14 protein-coding genes are annotated in these 18,514 nt (G+C 42.1%); all 14 read right to left on the reverse strand.

The annotated features are described in order from the left end of the window. Positions 1 to 86: 86 nt before the first annotated feature. Entirely contained in the window at positions 87 to 1,169 is a 1,083-nt protein-coding gene (locus CCK98_RS20820; protein WP_088088330.1) for a dipeptidase, read from the reverse strand. Between the two features lie 15 nt (positions 1,170 to 1,184). Beyond that, positions 1,185 to 2,948, reverse strand: a complete 1,764-nt coding sequence (locus CCK98_RS20825) for a hydantoinase B/oxoprolinase family protein (protein WP_088088331.1) — start codon at positions 2,946 to 2,948, stop codon at positions 1,185 to 1,187. Further along, positions 2,945 to 4,996 carry a hydantoinase/oxoprolinase family protein gene (locus CCK98_RS20830; RefSeq protein WP_088088332.1) on the reverse strand — a complete coding sequence of 684 codons (2,052 nt, stop codon included), beginning with the start codon at positions 4,994 to 4,996 and terminating at the stop codon, positions 2,945 to 2,947. Before CCK98_RS20830 ends, CCK98_RS20825 begins: the two co-directional genes overlap by 4 nt. 143 nt (positions 4,997 to 5,139) lie before the next feature. Continuing rightward, positions 5,140 to 6,264, reverse strand: a complete 1,125-nt coding sequence (locus CCK98_RS20835; RefSeq protein WP_088088333.1) for a DUF917 domain-containing protein — start codon at positions 6,262 to 6,264, stop codon at positions 5,140 to 5,142. Positions 6,265 to 6,303: 39 nt separating this feature from the next. Continuing rightward, a complete protein-coding gene (locus CCK98_RS20840) occupies positions 6,304 to 7,401 on the reverse strand; it encodes a Xaa-Pro peptidase family protein (protein ID WP_088088334.1) in 1,098 nt (365 codons plus the stop codon). Positions 7,402 to 7,518: 117 nt separating this feature from the next. Beyond that, the gene (locus tag CCK98_RS20845) at positions 7,519 to 7,794 is read right to left on the reverse strand and encodes a hypothetical protein (RefSeq protein WP_088088335.1); all 276 of its coding nucleotides are present in this window, start codon (positions 7,792 to 7,794) and stop codon (positions 7,519 to 7,521) included. Next, positions 7,794 to 8,963 (reverse strand): DUF917 domain-containing protein, encoded by a 1,170-nt coding sequence (locus tag CCK98_RS20850; protein ID WP_088088336.1) that lies wholly within the window; start codon positions 8,961 to 8,963, stop codon positions 7,794 to 7,796. The genes CCK98_RS20845 and CCK98_RS20850 overlap by 1 nt, the downstream gene beginning before the upstream one ends. Before the next feature lie 19 nt (positions 8,964 to 8,982). Beyond that, complete coding sequence (locus CCK98_RS20855; RefSeq protein WP_088088337.1) at positions 8,983 to 10,581, reverse strand: hydantoinase/oxoprolinase N-terminal domain-containing protein; 1,599 nt, start codon at positions 10,579 to 10,581, stop codon at positions 8,983 to 8,985. A 158-nt stretch (positions 10,582 to 10,739) separates the two neighbouring features. Continuing rightward, a complete protein-coding gene (locus CCK98_RS20860) occupies positions 10,740 to 12,086 on the reverse strand; it encodes an MFS transporter (RefSeq protein ID WP_088088338.1) in 1,347 nt (448 codons plus the stop codon). 31 nt (positions 12,087 to 12,117) lie between these two features. Continuing rightward, a complete protein-coding gene (locus CCK98_RS20865; RefSeq protein ID WP_088088339.1) occupies positions 12,118 to 12,888 on the reverse strand; it encodes an aspartate/glutamate racemase family protein in 771 nt (256 codons plus the stop codon). Between the two features lie 134 nt (positions 12,889 to 13,022). Further along, positions 13,023 to 13,463: a DUF3830 family protein gene (locus tag CCK98_RS20870; RefSeq protein WP_088088340.1), complete on the reverse strand. Its 441-nt coding sequence runs from the start codon at positions 13,461 to 13,463 to the stop codon at positions 13,023 to 13,025. A gap of 10 nt (positions 13,464 to 13,473) precedes the next feature. Then, the gene (locus tag CCK98_RS20875) at positions 13,474 to 15,237 is read right to left on the reverse strand and encodes a hydantoinase B/oxoprolinase family protein (RefSeq protein WP_256942424.1); all 1,764 of its coding nucleotides are present in this window, start codon (positions 15,235 to 15,237) and stop codon (positions 13,474 to 13,476) included. A gap of 4 nt (positions 15,238 to 15,241) precedes the next feature. Beyond that, a complete protein-coding gene (locus tag CCK98_RS20880; RefSeq protein ID WP_088088341.1) occupies positions 15,242 to 17,284 on the reverse strand; it encodes a hydantoinase/oxoprolinase family protein in 2,043 nt (680 codons plus the stop codon). Positions 17,285 to 17,351: 67 nt separating this feature from the next. Further along, the gene (locus CCK98_RS20885) at positions 17,352 to 18,470 is read right to left on the reverse strand and encodes a Xaa-Pro peptidase family protein (protein ID WP_088088342.1); all 1,119 of its coding nucleotides are present in this window, start codon (positions 18,468 to 18,470) and stop codon (positions 17,352 to 17,354) included. Positions 18,471 to 18,514: the final 44 nt, after the last annotated feature.

An 18,514-nucleotide genomic window follows, 5' to 3' on the forward strand; every position in this document is an offset into this window, starting at 1 on the left:
ATATTAGCCCCCCTACTATATTGGAGTCTTTTCTAAAGTAAAAGGGAAAAGCTAAGCCTTTCCCCTTTTACCTTTATCCTTTTTGATTATTTCACCTTATTCACTTTCACTGTGTTGCTATAACAAATAGCAGAGTCCCATACTCTAGCAAAGTTCCCCCAAGTTATACCTTCTATCTCCGTTGAAGAGAAACCCCGCTTGCGCATTTGCTCCAGCAAATTAGGTACATCCACCGCACCATTTAGTTCAGGATTTTTGGGGAGCGTGCCACCAATACTATCAAGCGCCTCTGCGTCCAGATAGTCGATGAAGTCAAACCCGAAGCCAAGGTGTCGTGTCCCTACCAGACCGGCAATGTACACGGCGTGGTCGATAAATCGATCAATCCCAGGGTTGTCTTGATGTACAAACGCTGAGAATGCATTGAGGCCAATGATCCCATTACGCTCAGCAATTGCTTTTATCTGATCATCTGTTAAGTTACGCGAGATTGCACATACACCTTTTGCATTAGAATGGGATGCAAATACTCCCGGACCTGGATACGCGCTTAATGCTTCCCAAAAGGATTTTTCATTCAGATGGGACAAGTCCAGCATGACTCCCGCTTGTGCCATCTCCTTCAGAAGAATGCGCCCTTTTGCAGTAAGGCCTCGAACCTCACCATCCCCAGGGCCCTGAAGTCCAGTTAGCCACGAACCACTTCCCGATTGGGATAGTGCCCGTGCCTCGGCATAATTATAGCCGGGAAAACCGCTCGCAAAAGCATTCGTCTCATTCCACGTTAACAGTCCTGATGTTAGTCCCAAATCGAATAAATCGGACAAAAGGGCTGGATCTTCATCAAGCGCCGCCATTCCTTCTATCGTTAGCAGGATTGCAAGCTTCCCTGAGCTGATCGCTGCTTCAGCCTCAGCAGGGGTTCTAACCATTGCAAGTTCTCCCGGTGATTCTCTCAATTCTGCTCCAAGTGCAGCCATCACCTCCCTAGTACGAGGTGCCGCCCGGTGAGTTTGGTCTAATTCTATCCAGATGGTTAGACCTAGTGCATTAATGCCGGCATTTCGTAGTGCTGGCAAATGGCGTTCGCTTATTACCCGACTCTCACCTCGTGAACGACGCCAAATCACGTCCACCAGAATATCGCTATGCAAATCGATAAATTTCATGATGTTACGGGCCCCCTATCGTGCCTGTCTCAGTTTAGCAGTGGCAGCAGTGTCAATCGTCCAAGAGGCTGTATCAATAACTACCCCATAGTCACGCTGTGCGCTCTCCTGTGAAACATAGCCATTACGTACATCCTCAAGCACTTTCTCAACGCTGCGGTTAAATGGATTTCCCCATCCTCCACCGCCGCCTGCACTGCTGATTAGAACTTCATCGGCTTCCAAAGGTTGATTAATCGCCCCTGTACGCACCTCACGCTCGGTTCCAGGCCATAGCATAATATGATTGGAATCGGCTTCCTGGCCACCATTTAATGCCCAAGGTTTTGTCTTCGTTTTCTTTAGAATCGTTACGGCATTCCCTGGAGCAGTAAATCTATATACACGAGTAGCTCCTACCCCGCCACGGTGCTCTCCAGCTCCACAGGAATCCTGACGAAGATAATAGCCTTCAATTAATAGTGGAGCCTTGGTCTCTAATACCTCAATCGGGTTATTTCTGCAGCCTGGCTCTGATAAGTGCATAATTCCGTTTTCGCCGTCGCCTCCAGCATGAGCACCAAAGCCAACCGCTTCATTTGTCGCTTCAAGCCAAACTTTACCGGTTACTGGATGTGTACCGACACCCATAACCGATACGACCTCTCCACCTGAACATGCAGGTACTATGTCTGGCATCGCATTTGCTAATGCCTTACAAATAATCTCCGGAATGTGAATAGATGGCCAAATTGTAAAAGTTGCCGCAGGATACTGCGCATTTACCAATGAACCTTCCGGAGCAATGACGCGTAATGGACGGAAGTTGCCATCATTTGCTGGAGAATCCGGAGTTGTGAGCCCTTTGAAAGCCAGTGCTGCAACCCCTTCCGTTATCCCAATTGGCAGGTTAATAGGACCTGCAACCGCAGGATCCGTACCGGTGAAATCAACGATAAATTCGCTATCAGTTACGGTAACCGTCACTTTAATTTTAACCATTTTGTCTTTTTCGACCCCATCATCATCAACCCAATCCTCGGCAGACCATGTTCCCTTCGGCAGAGCAGCAAGGCGAGCACGAGCAATCCGTTCACCGTGGTTTAAAATCTCTTGACTTGCCACTTTAAAAGATTCTAGGCCGAACTTTTGTACCAGCTCTTGTACCCGCTTTTCACCGGTGTGGCAGCAAGAAATCTGAGCGTTCATATTTCCAATTACTCGATCTGGAATACGAGAGTTGAATTTGATAAGATTCTCCACCTCTAGATCACGAACGCCACGCTTGTAAATTTTTAGACCTGGAAGAATGAGCCCCTCTCTATGAATACTGGTAGTATCTAAGCAGTACCCAGGATCTTGTTGATTCAAATCAAGCCAGTGTGCTTTACAGGCAGCATACCCAATCAGCTCATCTTGATAGAAGATTGGTGAGCTAACTAGTACATCCAATGTGTGGTTAGAGCTCCAGTATGGATAGTTAAAGAGAATGACATCCCCTTCATGAATGTTCTCTTCGCCGAGAAACTCTACCATTTTTCTCAGCGCATAGTCATTACCACGAGTAAAAATAGCCAACCCAGGTGATTCAGCTAGTAATCTACATTCGCGGTCGTAAATTCCAAGTCCAAAATCCTGAATTTCATAGATGATCGTGTCATAAGCGGTACGCTTTAAATTCCTCATCATCTCCCGTGCTGCTGACAGCAGGTAGTTGTGAATAACTTGAACTTTAATCTGTTCTGCATGATCATCTACATTTGTTTGCGCACTATTTTTTAATTCTATGCTCCTAGTCATGCTATACCTCCTCTATCATTATAAATAGCGATGGTAAGTTCTCCATACTCTCCAACCGTTAGAACATCACCTTCGTGTAAAATGGTGGTGTGGCTAGGCTCCTCTATGATTGCTGGACCGGCTATCTCATCTCCGGCAAGCAGCTTAAATCGATCATAAACTTCATACTCAATGTTACCATTAAGGGGTGATTGGTAGACAGAGCGGCTTACTTTACGTGCTGCCAATCCATCACCTTTCCCTGCTTCGAGCTTGGCAATTCTCGGTTTCGCAAGCACGCCAATAGCTCTCACACGAAGGGTAACGATTTCTACTGGATCTGTTGTTTGGTGACCATATTGCGTCTCATGGGCATCACCGAAGTTTGCGGCAATTTCCGATATGTGAGCTGGTGTAATGTCGTCCCCCGGGATCTCAATCTTAACGGTATGCTCTTGGCCTGCATAACGCATCTCTGCCCAACGAATAAACTTGCAATCCTTAGAGGTAAATCCATCGCGGCCAAGAGATTCACGTCCGTTATCTTCCAAATTGCCATACAACATGGTAATTTCATTAACATCTGCGTTCACTAGACCTGTTACAAAGGTTTGAGCAAAATCATACACTACATCGACCATCATCATTCCCCATGCTGAGAAATTACCTGCTCCTGGAGGAATAATAACAGTTGGAATACCAATCTCTCGTGCAACGTTACAGGAAACGAGTCCTCCACCTCCGCCAAAGCCAAGAAGGGCAAAATCTTTTGGGTGATACCCTCGTTCTACTGATATTTCTCGAATCGCACCAGTAATCTTCGCCTCACTTATGCGGACGATACCAGCAGCTGCCTGCTCGATAGAAAGGTTTAACCGATCGGAAAGCTTCTTAATTGCATTACGGGAAAGATTAGGATCAATGGTCATCGCTCCCCCAAGAAAGTTCTGATCATCTAAATAACCTAACGTTAGGGCAGCATCGGTAAACGTTGCATTTACTCCGCCTTTTCCATAACATGCAGGGCCTGGGTCTGCACCCGCACTTTTTGGTCCAACCTGAAGGGCTCCTCCGTCATCGATCCATGAGATACTCCCGCCGCCAGAACCAATCGTACGAATATCAATCATTGGTGTGGATATCGGTAAACTCTCAACTAATGCCTCGTTTTCTATAGCAATCTGTCCATCTACGACCATAGTGGTGTCAAGACTTGTTCCACCCATATCTAGGGTGATCAAATTCGGATATCCTGTCAGTTCAGATAAATATGCTGCACCAATTGCACCACCTGCTGGCCCGGACATAACTGAATGAACGGGTTCTTCCTTAGCTGCTTTCGCTGTCATGGCACCGCCGCCTGAGCGGGTAAGTAAGAATTGGCCTTGATAGCCTTCTTCCTGTAATTCACTGTCGAGTCGATCCAAATAAGTACGCATGATTGGCTTGATATACGCATCAATAACAGCTGTACTAGTACGTTCATATTCGCGATATTCTCGTGTTAATCGATGGGATAAAGTCACTGAAACATCTGGGTATTCTTCAAGAAGCACCTTCTCCATTTCAAGTTCGTGATTCGGGTTGATATAGCTGTGTAAGAAGCAGACTACTACGGATGGAACTCCCTCTTCACGAAGTTGTTGAGCCAATTTAACCGCTTCTTCGCGATCAAATGGAGTAAGAACATTTCCTTGATAATCAAGACGCTCACTCACTTCAAGGCGCCGGTGCCTTGGGACTAATGATTCCGGTTTACGATATTTAAAATCGTACATGGAATCACGGTCAGTACGCCCTAACTCATAAACATCTCTAAACCCCTTGGTTGTAACGATTGCTACCTGAGCTCCTGTACGAGTTAGAAGAGCATTCAGGCCAAGAGTTGTCCCATGTACAAAGTAATCTATTTCCTCGAAACTAACTTCTGCCTTACGGAATCCTTCCAGAACACCGCTCGCAGGGTTGTGTGGGACGGTCTCTACCTTTTCAAGGCGTAGATCGCCTGAAGCTGGATCGAGTGTCACAACATCGGTAAAAGTACCACCAACATCAACTGAAATTCGCATAGCATTTCCTCCTATATTCATATATTCTTACATCCAAGCTTTTAAGTATAGGTTTCCAATGACTCAACTGACGATTAAGTATGCGAGAAAGTAGTCTTGAATCATCACCTCCCTAATTGTATGTGTGTTAGCATCCTAGCAAACTACCTTTTGAGTGCGACAAAATCCAAATCATAACCAAATGCACGTGGACCACAAACTTCAATCGCTTTTTCCGTTTTCATTCTCTCATGCGCAGGAACAACAACAATCGTTCCACGGTACCCATATTTAACAATATCGGTCCGAATCGGTTCCGCTGTTTCTGAGTCTAATATCGTAATAAGATCAGGAGGCAAACAGATTAATTGGTTATCAATGGTTAATTTCAACCATTCATTTTGAAAATCAATCACAGCCGTGCTTCCTTTGTGCTCTCCGAATCCTTCCATGATAATTTGTCCCATGGAAAATCCTTTGGTGCTTTCTGCACCGAAGTCGCGATTGATATCAACAATTTTCCCCTTAAAAGCGCTCCATCCACCGGTAATTTCTTCAACGACTTTAATCGGATCATGGTGCACGTTGCGAGCTTCCCTTACTTTTTTCCCCAACTCAAGTGTTAGGCTTACTGTGTTTGGAATACATGTTGCTCTCAGTTGTTCCCCATTCATTGGGTATCCTGCAATCCAGCTGATTCCTCCATATGACATTGCTGTTTGACGAACAATGTTCTCAGCCATGTATGCATCTGTAGTATCAATTATCGTAGCAAACCCTTTCTCATTAATGGATGCAACCGGACTGGCTGAAACACCTCCAATATGAAAACTTGTCATTTGTAATTCAGGAAAAGCTCTGCCCATCCCATCACCATCAATAACAGGTAAGCCCATTTCACCAGCAACTGCCATCGGAACAGTTGTATTAACTCCGCCAGCCTCTGGTGGAATTACGCCAACGAAATCACGATTCAAGTATTTACTTAATTTTTGAAAAGCAATATTCAATTCGCTTCCGTTTGGAGTTTTTTCCGTCAGAACCACTGGGGCTCCTAAACATCCCCCCATCGCGATCATCGCATCATCTGGTACATCTTCAGGTTTAATTAATACGATTTCTTTCCCTTTATTTAGTACGTTATAAGCCCATAACAGTCCGATTTCCGGGTCACCGCCCCCACCAGTCGCAAGGATGGAAGCACCTAATGTAATGTCATCAATATCCTGTCTTGTTAACGTTTTATAATCACTTATTTCCCATTTTTTTAGGATGTCGTACACACTCATCCCGATTCCTCCTTGGTTATCGAGCTGCTTTTCGCTAGCTCAATTGATTAGATCACGCTTCGTTTGGGTCAATACTTCGTAACCACCTTCAGTTATTAGAACCATATCTTCGATTCGAACAGCCCCTACTCCAGGCAGATATACCCCAGGTTCAATCGTTACCACCATGTTCTTTTCAAGAATATCAGTTCTTCCCTTATCGATAATCGGGCCTTCATGAATATCTAAGCCTAATCCATGTCCCGTTAAGTGCGGGAAGTAATCGCCATATCCTAATTCTTGGATCTTCTGTCTTGCTATGTAATCAATCTCTCCAGCCTGCACTCCTGGACGCAAGGACTGAATGGTCTCCTGCTGGATTCTTAATACATCTTGGAACAGCCGTTTCTGTTCAAGTGTAGTTTCTTTTACTGAAAAAGTCCGGGTAATATCGGAGCAATAACCTTGATAAATTGCGCCCATATCTAACAAGATTAATTCATTAGGATTCAATGCTTTATCTGAAGCATATCGTTGTGGTAGCCAGCTGTTCTCACCGGAAGCGAGAAAAATCTCGAATGATGAATTTTCAGCTCCTTCTTTTAACATCGTATACATGGCGACAGCTGTTACTTCGTGTTCCTTCATCCCTGCTCTAGCTGCTTTCAGCGCTTCTTGCATTGCTTTGTCGGCAATTTGAGCAGACTTACGAATAATTTGAATTTCTTCCTCACTTTTAATCATCCGCAACCGTCCGACTTCAGATGCGATATTTTCAAAATGGGCATTTGACAGTTTCTCTTGAAGGTACTGGAAGGTATCATAGTTAAGTTCCGGCAGCTCCACACCAACCCGTGTTATTTTGCGTTTATGAAAATAATGATTTAAAACAGTAAGATAATCAGGGGTATCTTCTGGAAAAGGGAGAATTTCTTTAATCCAGCAATCCCTCAGAGCCCGTTTTAAATCTAAGCGTGCCACAACGTACTTTATATCTTGTTGTGAAATTAATAGAATACTAAAGGAAGCAGTATTCATACGAAGTCCTGTATAATATCGGATACTGGCTCGATTAAATAGCAAACATACATCCAGTTGTCTCTCTTCCATTATCTTTCGTAAAGCTTGAACTCTTTTTAAAAACGGATTGACTTCCAAATTCCTCACCTATTCAGCTTTATTATTTTAGAAATGCTGGTGAAATCATGGGTTATTCTCTTTAAGAATGAACAACGTATTCATGGTTTCACCAGCATTATGTCTGATCATATGTTTTTATATTAATTCTCTAATGGTCTGCTCCAACTCTGGATTGATTAAATACACTTTTCTTGGGACACGAGACTCAATGTTAGAGGTTGCCTGACTTGCCAACTCAAGAATAACGAAAGAATCAATAAACGATTGGCAAATTTCATCGACCTGCTCCACAGAATATCCGAGCTTGTCTGCTAATTCTTTTCTTTCGATATAAGGCTGATTGACAATCGTCTTTAAAACTAACTTAATATCTTGATCTTCTAGTTTGGTTTGAAGCAATTGCGTTTCCATTATTTTACCCCCTGTTTTGCCATTAACTTTTCAACGGGAACATAATCAAAGTCATATCCAAAATAGCGAGGACCGAATGTCTCAAGACCTTTTTCTGTTCTCATCCGTTCATGAGCCGGTATAAGAATAATCGAGCCACGGTAGCCGTATTTCATAATGTCCGTACGAATCGGCTCACCTGTTTCAATATCAAGGATTGCAATGAGATCCGGTGTAACACATTTTAGTTCGTTATCCACCCTTAAATTTAACCATTCATTTTGAAAATCCAATTCAGCTCTTTGTCCTTTGCAGTCTCCAATACCTTCCATTATCACTTTTCCAAGTGAGAATCCTTTGTTCATCTCACCACCAAATTCTCTTTGAATATCGACGATTTTCCCATTGAATACTCGGTGGCCTTGAATATTTCTAGTATTTTTAATACTAGTTAAAATTTGTTCAACTGGGTCATTGTGGCTCTTTCTGGCTTCCATGACGGCTTTCCCTACATCCCATGCAATACTTTGGGAGTTTAAGATGGAGGTTCTTTTCACATCAGCTCCAGACATTGCGTAGGTGGCTACCCAGGAAATTCCGCCATAAGACATCGCTACTTTTCGTGCAATCGACTCTGCCATCAGATCATCATCCTGTGTATCAATCACCGTTGTGTTCATACGGTCATCGGTAGAAACTGTTGGGGATGCGTGCACCCCTTGAGTAGCCCATGAAGTCATTTGCAACTCAGGGAAGGCACGATTCATTCCATCTACATCGATCACAGGCAATCCCAATTCTGCTGCAACAGCATAAGCAACAATGGAGTTTACCCCTCCACACTCAAGTGGGATTGTTGCTTGTAGTTTTTTGCCCATATAGGCTTCCAATGTGGAAACCGCTTTATTCAAAACGTCTTCATTAGGCGGCTTTTCCGTTAACACTAGGGCTGCTCCTAAACAAGCAGGGCTCGCCACTAAAATATCATCTGGAATATCTAGTGGGTCAATCATAACAATATCTTTGCCTTCATCTAAAACTTTATAGGCCCATAGCAGTCCGATTTCCGGATCTCCTCCACCACCAGTGGCTAAAATAGAAGCCCCTAGCGTAATTTCTTCAATGCTTTTCTTGTCGATTACCCGATAATTGGTAATACCCCAATCTTCTAAAATGTCATAAACACTCATGGTTTCCCTCCTCACTGTTTTAAGCAAATACTTTGCCCTTAACCCGTACTCTGACCTTTTGTTTCTTTCCTGGCATGTAAGCAAACGGAATTTCTTCCACATCTAAAATTTCCTCTGTTCCAGCAATGGCTCCAGCTTCTTGCGCATTTTTCTTAGCTAAGGCAACAACACGGTCGATGGCATCATTTCGGTTTTCAACTGCAAGGTCAACGGCCAATTCTGCAGAAGCTCCAATTTCCGCGATCGTTGTTCCAATTGCGCCGCCCACTTCAAAATGATTCGGAAGGACCACCTCAGTAGTTCCTTCAATATTATGCTGCGGAACAGCTAAGGCTCCCCCGCCAATAAAGATAGCAGGTATTAACCCCGATTCAGTTTTCATCTGGTCAATGGCAATCTCAACACGTTCCTTAATTCTAGCGTTCGCTTCCTTTACTAAGGATGCTGATAATGAATTTATTGCAGCTATGTTCGTAACATAATTGGTATCAAAAATCTCAAGTTTGCTGTTTAAACGTCCTGTTGCCACAGCAATATCATGTACGGTTAAAATAGGACCGCCGAATGATTTACCTAGTTTGACAAGGTTATATCCCACGCTTTCAGGTCCCAAACCAATGACTTTATCCTGTTGAGTTTTGATAATCGTTCCACCGCCCAGAGCAATGGACAAAAGGTCAGGACAGCGTACATTTGTTTTTACTCCACCGATATTTACAGTGATAGAGGATTCTCTTGGAAAACCATTTACAATATAGGCTACATCAGTTGAGGTTCCACCCACATCCACGACCGCCCCATTTTGGATACCTGATAAGTACACGGCTCCACGAACAGAAGCAGCTGGTCCCGAAGCTACTGTAAAGATTGGATACTCTACTGCATGATCAGCGTTCATTACACTTCCATCGTTTTGAACCACAAATAGCTTTGCATTGATATTTCGATCTGCCACCGCTTGTTTGAATGCTTCAACGGCACGTTTCATAACCGATTTAACGGAAGCGTTTAAGATCGTTGAGTTTTCTCTTTCTAGTAAAGAGATGGATGCGATTTTATGGGATTGAGTAATGAACACCTCTTCACCAAGGTAATCCCTTACGATTTCCATTGCACGGTCTTCGTGTTTTGGTATGATTGGTGAAAATACACCAGTAATGGCTACCGATCCTACCTTCCCTTTCATTGCTTTCGCTGCATCCATAATGGCTTTTTCATCTAAAGGGACTATGTCCTTACCGTTATATTCAGATCCACCTCGAATGATATGTACATGTTCTTTACCACCTAAAGCAGCGATTAAATCTTCTGGCCACCCGGTCATTGGCGGTATCGCAGTTGTCGCAGGTGCCCCAATGCGGAAAATACCTACTTTATCAAGTTTGCGTCTTTCAATTATGGCATTCGTTGTATGGGTAGTTCCAAGGGAAACCATTTCTATTTTAGAAACATCTACTTGGCTATTTTTTAACAATAAATCCAATGCATTTATAATCCCTGTTGTAATATCTTCTGTGGTTAATGACTTTGTTTTCGAAACAACTTCTTTGCCTCTCATTAAAACACCATCGGTAAAAGTCCCACCGACATCAAAACCAATCCTGATTTGCTCTGACATATGTTTTCCTCCTCGTTATATATTTCCTATTAATCCATTATTCTGTTGATTTTATTTTAGAAAAAGGCTCCACCAAATCTATTAAATTAGTTAAGGTGAAGCCTAAGTAATAAACATTTTATCTGCTTAATATTTAAATGGATTAAACTTTTTTAATGTTAATGTAAGATTTCGCCTTCCGTTTCTCTAATAAATAGGATTGTAATCAGTGTAATAACCATGAAAACCTGAATAAAAGAAACTGTTGCTCCAAATACCCAGCCTAATCCAATTACAAAACCGATTAACGATGGAGCCACCGTGTTAGCCCAACGTTGTCCGCCAACACCCCAGCTATATCCTACACCACGTACATTTGTTGGATAGATTTCACCAAACCATGTGTTCCAAACGCCCCATGCCCCTAAGCTAAAGAATCCTAAAGCGAAGTTGAATGCATATAGTTGGAATACACTCGAAGAATACGCAAATGCAAATCCAAAGATTGATGCAAATAATACGAAAGCAAACATGACTTTTTTACGTCCGAATTTACTAGTTAGGTGTGCAGCTACGATATACCCAGGAATCTGTGCTACGGCTGATAATGCAACGAAACCTAAGCTTTGTCCCATTGATAAGCCCTTTTGTTGTAATAATGTTGGAATCCAAGTATACAATCCCCAATATCCAAAAGAGAAACAGAAATTGACGATTGTTTGTAATGCTGTTGTTTTTATCATTTTCGTTTTGAAAATTTCAAAGATACTACCTTGTTTTACTTTAGAGACAAATAATTCTGTATCCTGACTAACCAGTGTTTTACCTTCACTTAAATCAGAAATAATTTGCTTGGCTTCCTCTGTTCTTCCCTTTCCTGCAAGCCAGTAAGGAGATTCAGGAATTTTTTTAATAACGAAAGCCCATAATCCAGCTAGCGAACTAATAAAAATAATTGCTCTCCAACCGCCCAATATCCCTTCCACATCCATTGTTAAACGAGTTATTCCAAGGGCAATTAATGTACCAATTGGCCATCCTGCTGATAAATATACGGCTGCTTTACCACGCTGTTTAACTGGGAGCATTTCTTCGTAATAAGGAAAGATACAAGCCAGTACACCACCCAAGGAAAAACCGGATAATAAGCGCAATGTGTAAAGTGTTTCAAAATTGGGTGAAAATGCACTGACAGCTGAAACCACTCCATATAAGAGTAAGCTGTAAATAATCGTTTTCTTTCGTCCGATTTTATCTCCAATAATCCCCCACACATATGTCCCCGGAATCATACCTAAGAAAATTGCACCAATAAGGGAACCTACTTGGACAGGAGTTAAAGAAAATTCAGCGGCGATAGCTCCACTAATCATAATGATAATCATCATTTCCCATGCCTCGATTACAAACGCCATAAATAGCGCTACCCCTACAAACCGATGTTTTTTTGTAAATGGCATGTTTTCAAAAAAAGTACCAACTTCAACAGTTTTCTCTTGAGACTTAGCAGAAGCTACCACTTCCATTTAACCCACTCCCCTATTCATAATGATAAAACTAATTCTTATTTAAAACCTGATTATATAAGTTAAACGCCTCCACCTCCTTTTCCGGAGGAGATTGATACCCTACCTTTTTGCTGTGGGTCCAGGATAATTTTTGTTTTATTTCTACTAAAAATTCTGCGTATTTAAATGGCGCACAGCTCGCGTCAATGACTGGCACGCCTAATTCTTGTTGCAATGATTCAAAGAAACCAAACTCTCCTGTACAGCCTAATACAATGACATCTGCCCCATCTTTCTCGATCGCTTCATTCGCTGCCGCCCTGATTCTTCTCTTTGTTTCTTCAGGATCCTTCTGGAAATCATGCACCCCGAGCTCAAGCGATTTAAATGACGCCAATTTATGTGCAAAGCCATATTTGTGGACATTTTCTTTCATTTCCGGAATCCATTTTTTTCTGCCCACAAGAATCGAGAAATTTTCTCCAAGCGTTGTGGCAATGTGCAAAGCAGCTTCAGCAGGTGCGGTAACAACCATTTTTTCAGCAACTTCTCTGCATGCTCTTAAAGCGGGATCATAAAAACAGCCGAGAATTGCCGCGTCATAACCGTCCTCTTCCGCCTTTTTCACAGTCCTGATCAACTCTGGAATGACCATCGCTTCATAGCAGTTATACTCCACGTGGATCGGCCCTGGTCCGGCAAAAGAAACAACATCCACCACTGTGTCCGGACTTTTATAACGTTCAAATTGTGTTCTAAATTCTTCATCAAAAACGTCTGTGTGCAATGGATTAATAAACAAAATTCTCTTACTAGCCATTTTTTTTCCTCCAATATTTAAAAATTCAGAATAATAACTATCTTTTTTTATCATATTACCATAAATATTAAAGTAATAGCATAATTATTTTTGAAAAAAATAATTATTTTTAATATTAATTTAATTTCGCCCTTTTAGTCTTTTAATCTCGTAAAAGTAACTCTTTCAGTACCATCTAACCAGATACGTTCACCAACTTTTTGTAAAAGATCCAGATAAGTAAAATCAACCTGGGCAAAAACGTTAACCGGTTCATCCCCTTTGTGGCTCCGTGTATGTTCTGCACCATAGTAAATAGCTAAAACTTCTAAAACGTCCGGTTCAGACTCAAGCGCCCAATCTCTCCAGTAGACAATTTCCCCTACACTAGTAGAGATGGTTTGGTTTTCTCGTTTTGGCATAGAAGTAGATGAAATTTCAAAATTTACTTCACGGCCTGACCAGCGTGAATGCCTTACTGTCTGCGATATGGGAAGTGCCTCCCAAACGATTTGACACGTTTGGGGGGCCTTATCTTCTAGTAATGTTGCCGGGAAACTTTCCCCGTTTTCAAATTTGATTAATATTTGGCGCATATTTCACCTCTTAACCTATTTTGTTTCTTTGGCGATACATAATGGTTTCTTGTTCGTCCACTTCTAAAACGTCTTCCTTAATTACGACACCGTACTGCACAAACGCAGTTTGTCGGTCGATGTATCCATCGATAACATCTTCAAGCACACGAAAGGCTTCCCGTTCAAACGGATGCCCAAATCCGCCGCCTCCACCCGTTTTCACAATGACCTTGTCTCCATTGTTCATCGGTTTAGCATTTAATTTCAGGGCATTTTCTTCTTTTTCCCCACTTAAAATAGTTACTTCTGGTGATGCTGCCTCTTTACCATCAAAAAGTCCCCAGGCAGGTGTTTTTGAACGCTCTAACCAAAGGTATAAAAAAGCTTCATCTGCAGAAACTTCGTAGCCTCTAATAATTCCGAGACCTCCTCGGTTCTTTCCAGGTCCCCCAGAATTCTGTCTAAAGCCATAGGTGGTTACTTTAAAAGGATACTTATCTTCAAGAACCTCAATAGGCAGGTTCTTGAAATCGCCATTAACATTATTGATTAAACCGGATTGGCCGTCATTAGCAGCAAAGCCTCCCCAGCCGCCTGCCGTAGCTTCTACGTTTAAGAACGGCGTGTTACGGCGCGGGTCAATCCCTGAAAACGTTATGATCATCGAATCCCCGTAATGTGCACCCGCACTTCTTTCCTTAAGAGCTGGAGATAAGGCTTTAACCACAAGATCGATGAGCAGGCCTAGTGCAGAAAAATACCAAACACACGCTGCCGGCTCTTGCGCACTAAAGATCGTTCTTTCTGGTACCACAACATTTAATGTTTTAAAATTCCCTCCGGTGACAGGTGCATCGGGGCTGATAAGTTCTTTAAAAGCTACCCGGCAGGCTGAGATCGTTTGAGCCAATCCACAGTTGGTCATTCCTCTAACTTGTTCGCTGGAGCCAGTGAGATCGATCGTAATATTTTCCCCTTCAACGGTTACTTTTACTTTTACTGGTACTGGTTCATCGGACACTCCATCATTGTCCAAACAACCTTCCGCCTCATAAACTCCATCAGCAATCCTCGCAATCATTTTGCGGTCTAAAAGTTCAGATTGCTTGAAAATATCCCGAATGGAGCGGTTTACTTTTTCTAAACCAAATCGGCTGATGATCTCATGAAAACGTTTCTCTCCGGTACGGCAGGCAGCAATTTGAGCATTAAGATCCCCTAATGCAGCATCGCGAAAACGGCTGTTAGAAATAATAAGATTAATAACATCTTTACGAGCCTGACCAGCATCGTATATTTTTGTAGGCGGAATACGTACTCCTTCCTGGTAGATTTCTGTAGCATCCATGGAGAAACCTGGATCCTGGGCACCTACATCAAGCCAGTGGGCACGATTCGCGGTAAAACCGATCAGTTCATCATCATAAAAAACGGGTGAAATTACTGTAATATCATTAAGATGAGTACCAGTTAGATAAGAATCATTCATGATATAGACATCACCTGGCTGATATCTTTCAACCCCACCAATCGAAGCGGTAACGATTTTTATACACTCATCTAAATTTCCTAAAAAGATTGGAAGTCCTGCTGATTGACCCAGCAATTCTGCGTTTTTATTAAAAATACCAACGCTGCAATCCTTCATTTCATATATGATCGGAGAAAAGGAACTTCTTGCCAAACTCGCATTCATTTCATGTGCGGCCGAAATTAGTGCATTCCGAATGATTTCCGTTGTAATTGGATTTTCTAAAAATTTACCTGTTTTCATTACAGTTTTAGCATCCATATGTTTAAACTACCTCCTTCGTAATTTCAAGGTTACCTGACCGATCCACTTCAACTCGATATCCCCCAGGGATAACTGTTGTGGTTCTAGGATCTTCTACAATCGCAGGTCCAAAAAATTGGTGGCCATACTGCAAATAAGCTGTCGTAAGGACTGGGGTATTTTTTTCCTGCCCATTCCAGATGACTTGTTTGTTTGTTCTGGTTACGATATCTGTATCCGTTTTAATCGAGGTTTCACTTCCTGTATCATTCTCTTTTTCTAGCTTTCCGTAGCCAGTGATACGTAAATTGACGGCCTCTATTATTCCATCAGGATTGTTATGGCCATAGATTTTCCCATGCATCTCATGGAAGAGACCAGCTAGCTGGACCATTGACTTGTGTTCATTTATTTCAACATTTAAAGGAACATTGACTGTGTATTCCTGGCCAACGTAGCGAATATCAACTGTACGTTGGAACGACATATCTTTCTTATTCACTTTTTGTTGAGCTAAAATGTTAATGGTTTCTTGCTCCATCTCAGTATAAAGATCACTCATCATCTTTTTATCGCTTCGATCTAAAACAGCTACAAACGTTCTTACTGCATCATGACGGATATCTGTCTGAAGCATGCCCCAAGCCGAGAAAGTGCCAGCAACTGTTGGGACAAGGATTTTCGTAATTCCAAGAAGATCGGCGATTAACACGGCGTGCATCGGACCCGCTCCACCAAATGCGACAAGCGCGAAATCACGTGGGTCAATCCCTTTGCTTACTGTTAACGTACGAATGGCGTCCGCCATTTTTGCATTGGCAATATCACAAATCCCTTCTGCTGTTTCTAGTACTCCTAAACCTAGCTGGTCAGCAATTTGCTTAACAGCTCGATAGGAAGCATCTCGGTCTAATCTCATGTTCCCGCCAAGAAACCCTTCCTCATCCAGACGTCCTAACACTAGGTTGGCGTCCGTTACAGTTGCTTGAGTACCTCCATTTCCATAACAGGCAGGACCTGGGTCTGCTCCTGCACTTTTTGGACCTACACGTAATCCCCCGCCCTCGATCCAGGCAATAGAACCACCACCCGCCCCAATTGTGTGAATATTAACCATTGGTGTAAGAATAGGAAACTCTTCTAGACTAGTTTCCGACGTAACATCTGGTTCTCCATCAATGACCAGACTTACATCAAAACTGGTTCCTCCCATATCGACACAAATTAGGTTCTTATAGTCTGTGAGTTTCCCAAGGCTAATACTTCCGATTGCACCCCCGACCGGACCGGACATAAGCGTTTGGATTGGCATTTTCTTTGCAACCCCAGATGTCATCACCCCGCCATTGGATTGCATAATATATAAGTCTCCTTCTAACCCTCCTTGCCCCGTCCTTTCTTCTAGACTAGCAAGATAGTTTTCAACAATCGGTGCCACATAGGCATTGATCACCGTCGTACTAGTACGTTCGTACTCACGCCATTCACGAGCAATTTCATGCGATAGCGATACTGAAATGTGAGGTGCTTTTTGTTTAATAAACTCTTTTACTTTTGTTTCATTTTCTGGGTTTTTGTATGAGTGTAAAAGACTTACCGAAACGGAGTTAAATCCTTTTTCGATAATTTGATTGACCACTTCATCCAAATGGTTAAAGTCTAGATTTGTCTCGACTGTACCGTCAGCTAAGACTCTTTCCTTTACCTCAAAAACGTTACGGCGCTTTACTAGAGGTTCCGGTTTTCTATATGTAATGCTATACATATCAGGACGATTCGCACGGCCTATTTCATAAATATCCCTAAAGCCTTCAGTGACAATTAAGGCTACATTCGATCCCTTTCGTTCGAGAAAAGCATTAAGTCCTGCTGTTGTTCCATGTACGAAGTAATCGATTTCACTAAAGTCCTCAACTAGATTTTTCATACCCTCCAATACACCATCTGACAGGTTCTTTGGAGTGGTTAAAATTTTCTCTGTTTGATATTTCGCTTCTTGCTTGTCATAAAGAACTAAATCCGTAAATGTTCCCCCTATATCTATCCCTAAACGATATCGCGTCACAAAAACAGCTCCTTTTCGTGCTATATTTTTAAGAGGTACTGCATTTAATTCAAATCTCAAAATCTAGTTATGCCTTTTCACTGCCCAAAGCTTCTTTTTTCCCAGTATGAACGAAATTTTTAGTAAGAATATTCAGTCTTTCGCAGCCATCATCAGTCACAAAAACGATATCCTCGATTCTAACACCAAAATTACCACTTAAATAAATGCCTGGCTCAATGCTAATGACCATTCCTTCTTCTAAAAGCTGTTCGTTGTTTGAAGTCACAAATGGTTCTTCGTGAACTTCTATTCCTAAGCCATGGCCAGTACGATGAGTAAAATATTCCCCATATCCGGCATTACTGATAATATCTCTTGCTGCCTTGTCAATATTCTTTAAAGGTACCCCTGGTCTTACAGCCTTAACGGCTGCTTCCTGTGCCTGTTTCACTATTTCATAGACTTTCAACATTTCGTCAGTAGGTTCTCCCCCTACTAATACCGTTCGGGTTATGTCTGAACAATAGTGGTCTTTAATTCCACCCATATCAATGACAACCATATCTCCAGCGGCAATAGAAGTTTCATCTGATTGATGATGTGGGATCGCTCCGTTTTTCCCAGAACCTACAATGGGATTAAAGGACAGTGTTTCAACTCCTTGCAAGGCAAAAAGGCGCTTAATCTCATCCGCTACCTCTTTCTCGGTAAGTCCAGGTCGAAGGTAATCAATTACTTGTTGTAATACATTATCCGCGATTGCGCCTGATCTCTTCAGTAATTCGAATTCTTGAGAGTCTTTATTTAGTCTTGATTTACCAATTACTTGCGTACTTTCAACAAACGATAATTGATTTTTCAATTGTATAAGCTTAAGTAGGTTTTGACTTGGCCATAGATTATCGATTGATACGGTTCCATTTAGTGGAAGAATACTTGCCAATAACTCCAATGAATTCTCTCCATCCTTCCAGAAAGCGTTTTCAAAAATTCCATTGAAACTGACTTCTTCTTTTGACATTTCATGAACGATCATGGTTGGCTTTCCAGCTTTAGGTATGACAATCGCCTGCAATCTTTCATGGGAGTCCAGCCATGTCCCGCTAAAATAGAAAAAATTCGGTGGTGAGGTAACTACAACAGCCTCTAGATTTAATTCTTCTAATTGTTTTTGTACTTTATGGATACGGTTTTGATATGACAATGAATACGCCTCCTCAAATTCTAGTTAAAAATTACATAGATAGA

It is taken from the genome of Bacillus sp. OV166, from assembly GCF_900177675.1.
Taxonomy (GTDB): Bacteria; Bacillota; Bacilli; order Bacillales; family Cytobacillaceae; genus Neobacillus.

Bases quoted from the DNA above. Each gene is read 5' to 3' on its own strand.
- CCK98_RS20860 (WP_088088338.1), bottom strand. From the start codon at position 12,086: ATGGAAGTGGTAGCTTCTGCTAAGTCTCAAGAGAAAACTGTTGAAGTT.
- CCK98_RS20875 (WP_256942424.1), bottom strand. From the start codon at position 15,237: ATGGATGCTAAAACTGTAATGAAAACAGGTAAATTTTTAGAAAATCCA.
- CCK98_RS20830 (WP_088088332.1), bottom strand. From the start codon at position 4,996: ATGCGAATTTCAGTTGATGTTGGTGGTACTTTTACCGATGTTGTGACA.
- CCK98_RS20825 (WP_088088331.1), bottom strand. From the start codon at position 2,948: ATGACTAGGAGCATAGAATTAAAAAATAGTGCGCAAACAAATGTAGAT.
- CCK98_RS20865 (WP_088088339.1), bottom strand. From the start codon at position 12,888: ATGGCTAGTAAGAGAATTTTGTTTATTAATCCATTGCACACAGACGTT.
- CCK98_RS20835 (WP_088088333.1), bottom strand. From the start codon at position 6,264: ATGAGTGTGTACGACATCCTAAAAAAATGGGAAATAAGTGATTATAAA.
- CCK98_RS20870 (WP_088088340.1), bottom strand. From the start codon at position 13,463: ATGCGCCAAATATTAATCAAATTTGAAAACGGGGAAAGTTTCCCGGCA.
- CCK98_RS20845 (WP_088088335.1), bottom strand. From the start codon at position 7,794: ATGGAAACGCAATTGCTTCAAACCAAACTAGAAGATCAAGATATTAAG.
- CCK98_RS20820 (WP_088088330.1), bottom strand. From the start codon at position 1,169: ATGAAATTTATCGATTTGCATAGCGATATTCTGGTGGACGTGATTTGG.
- CCK98_RS20850 (WP_088088336.1), bottom strand. From the start codon at position 8,963: ATGAGTGTTTATGACATTTTAGAAGATTGGGGTATTACCAATTATCGG.
- CCK98_RS20855 (WP_088088337.1), bottom strand. From the start codon at position 10,581: ATGTCAGAGCAAATCAGGATTGGTTTTGATGTCGGTGGGACTTTTACC.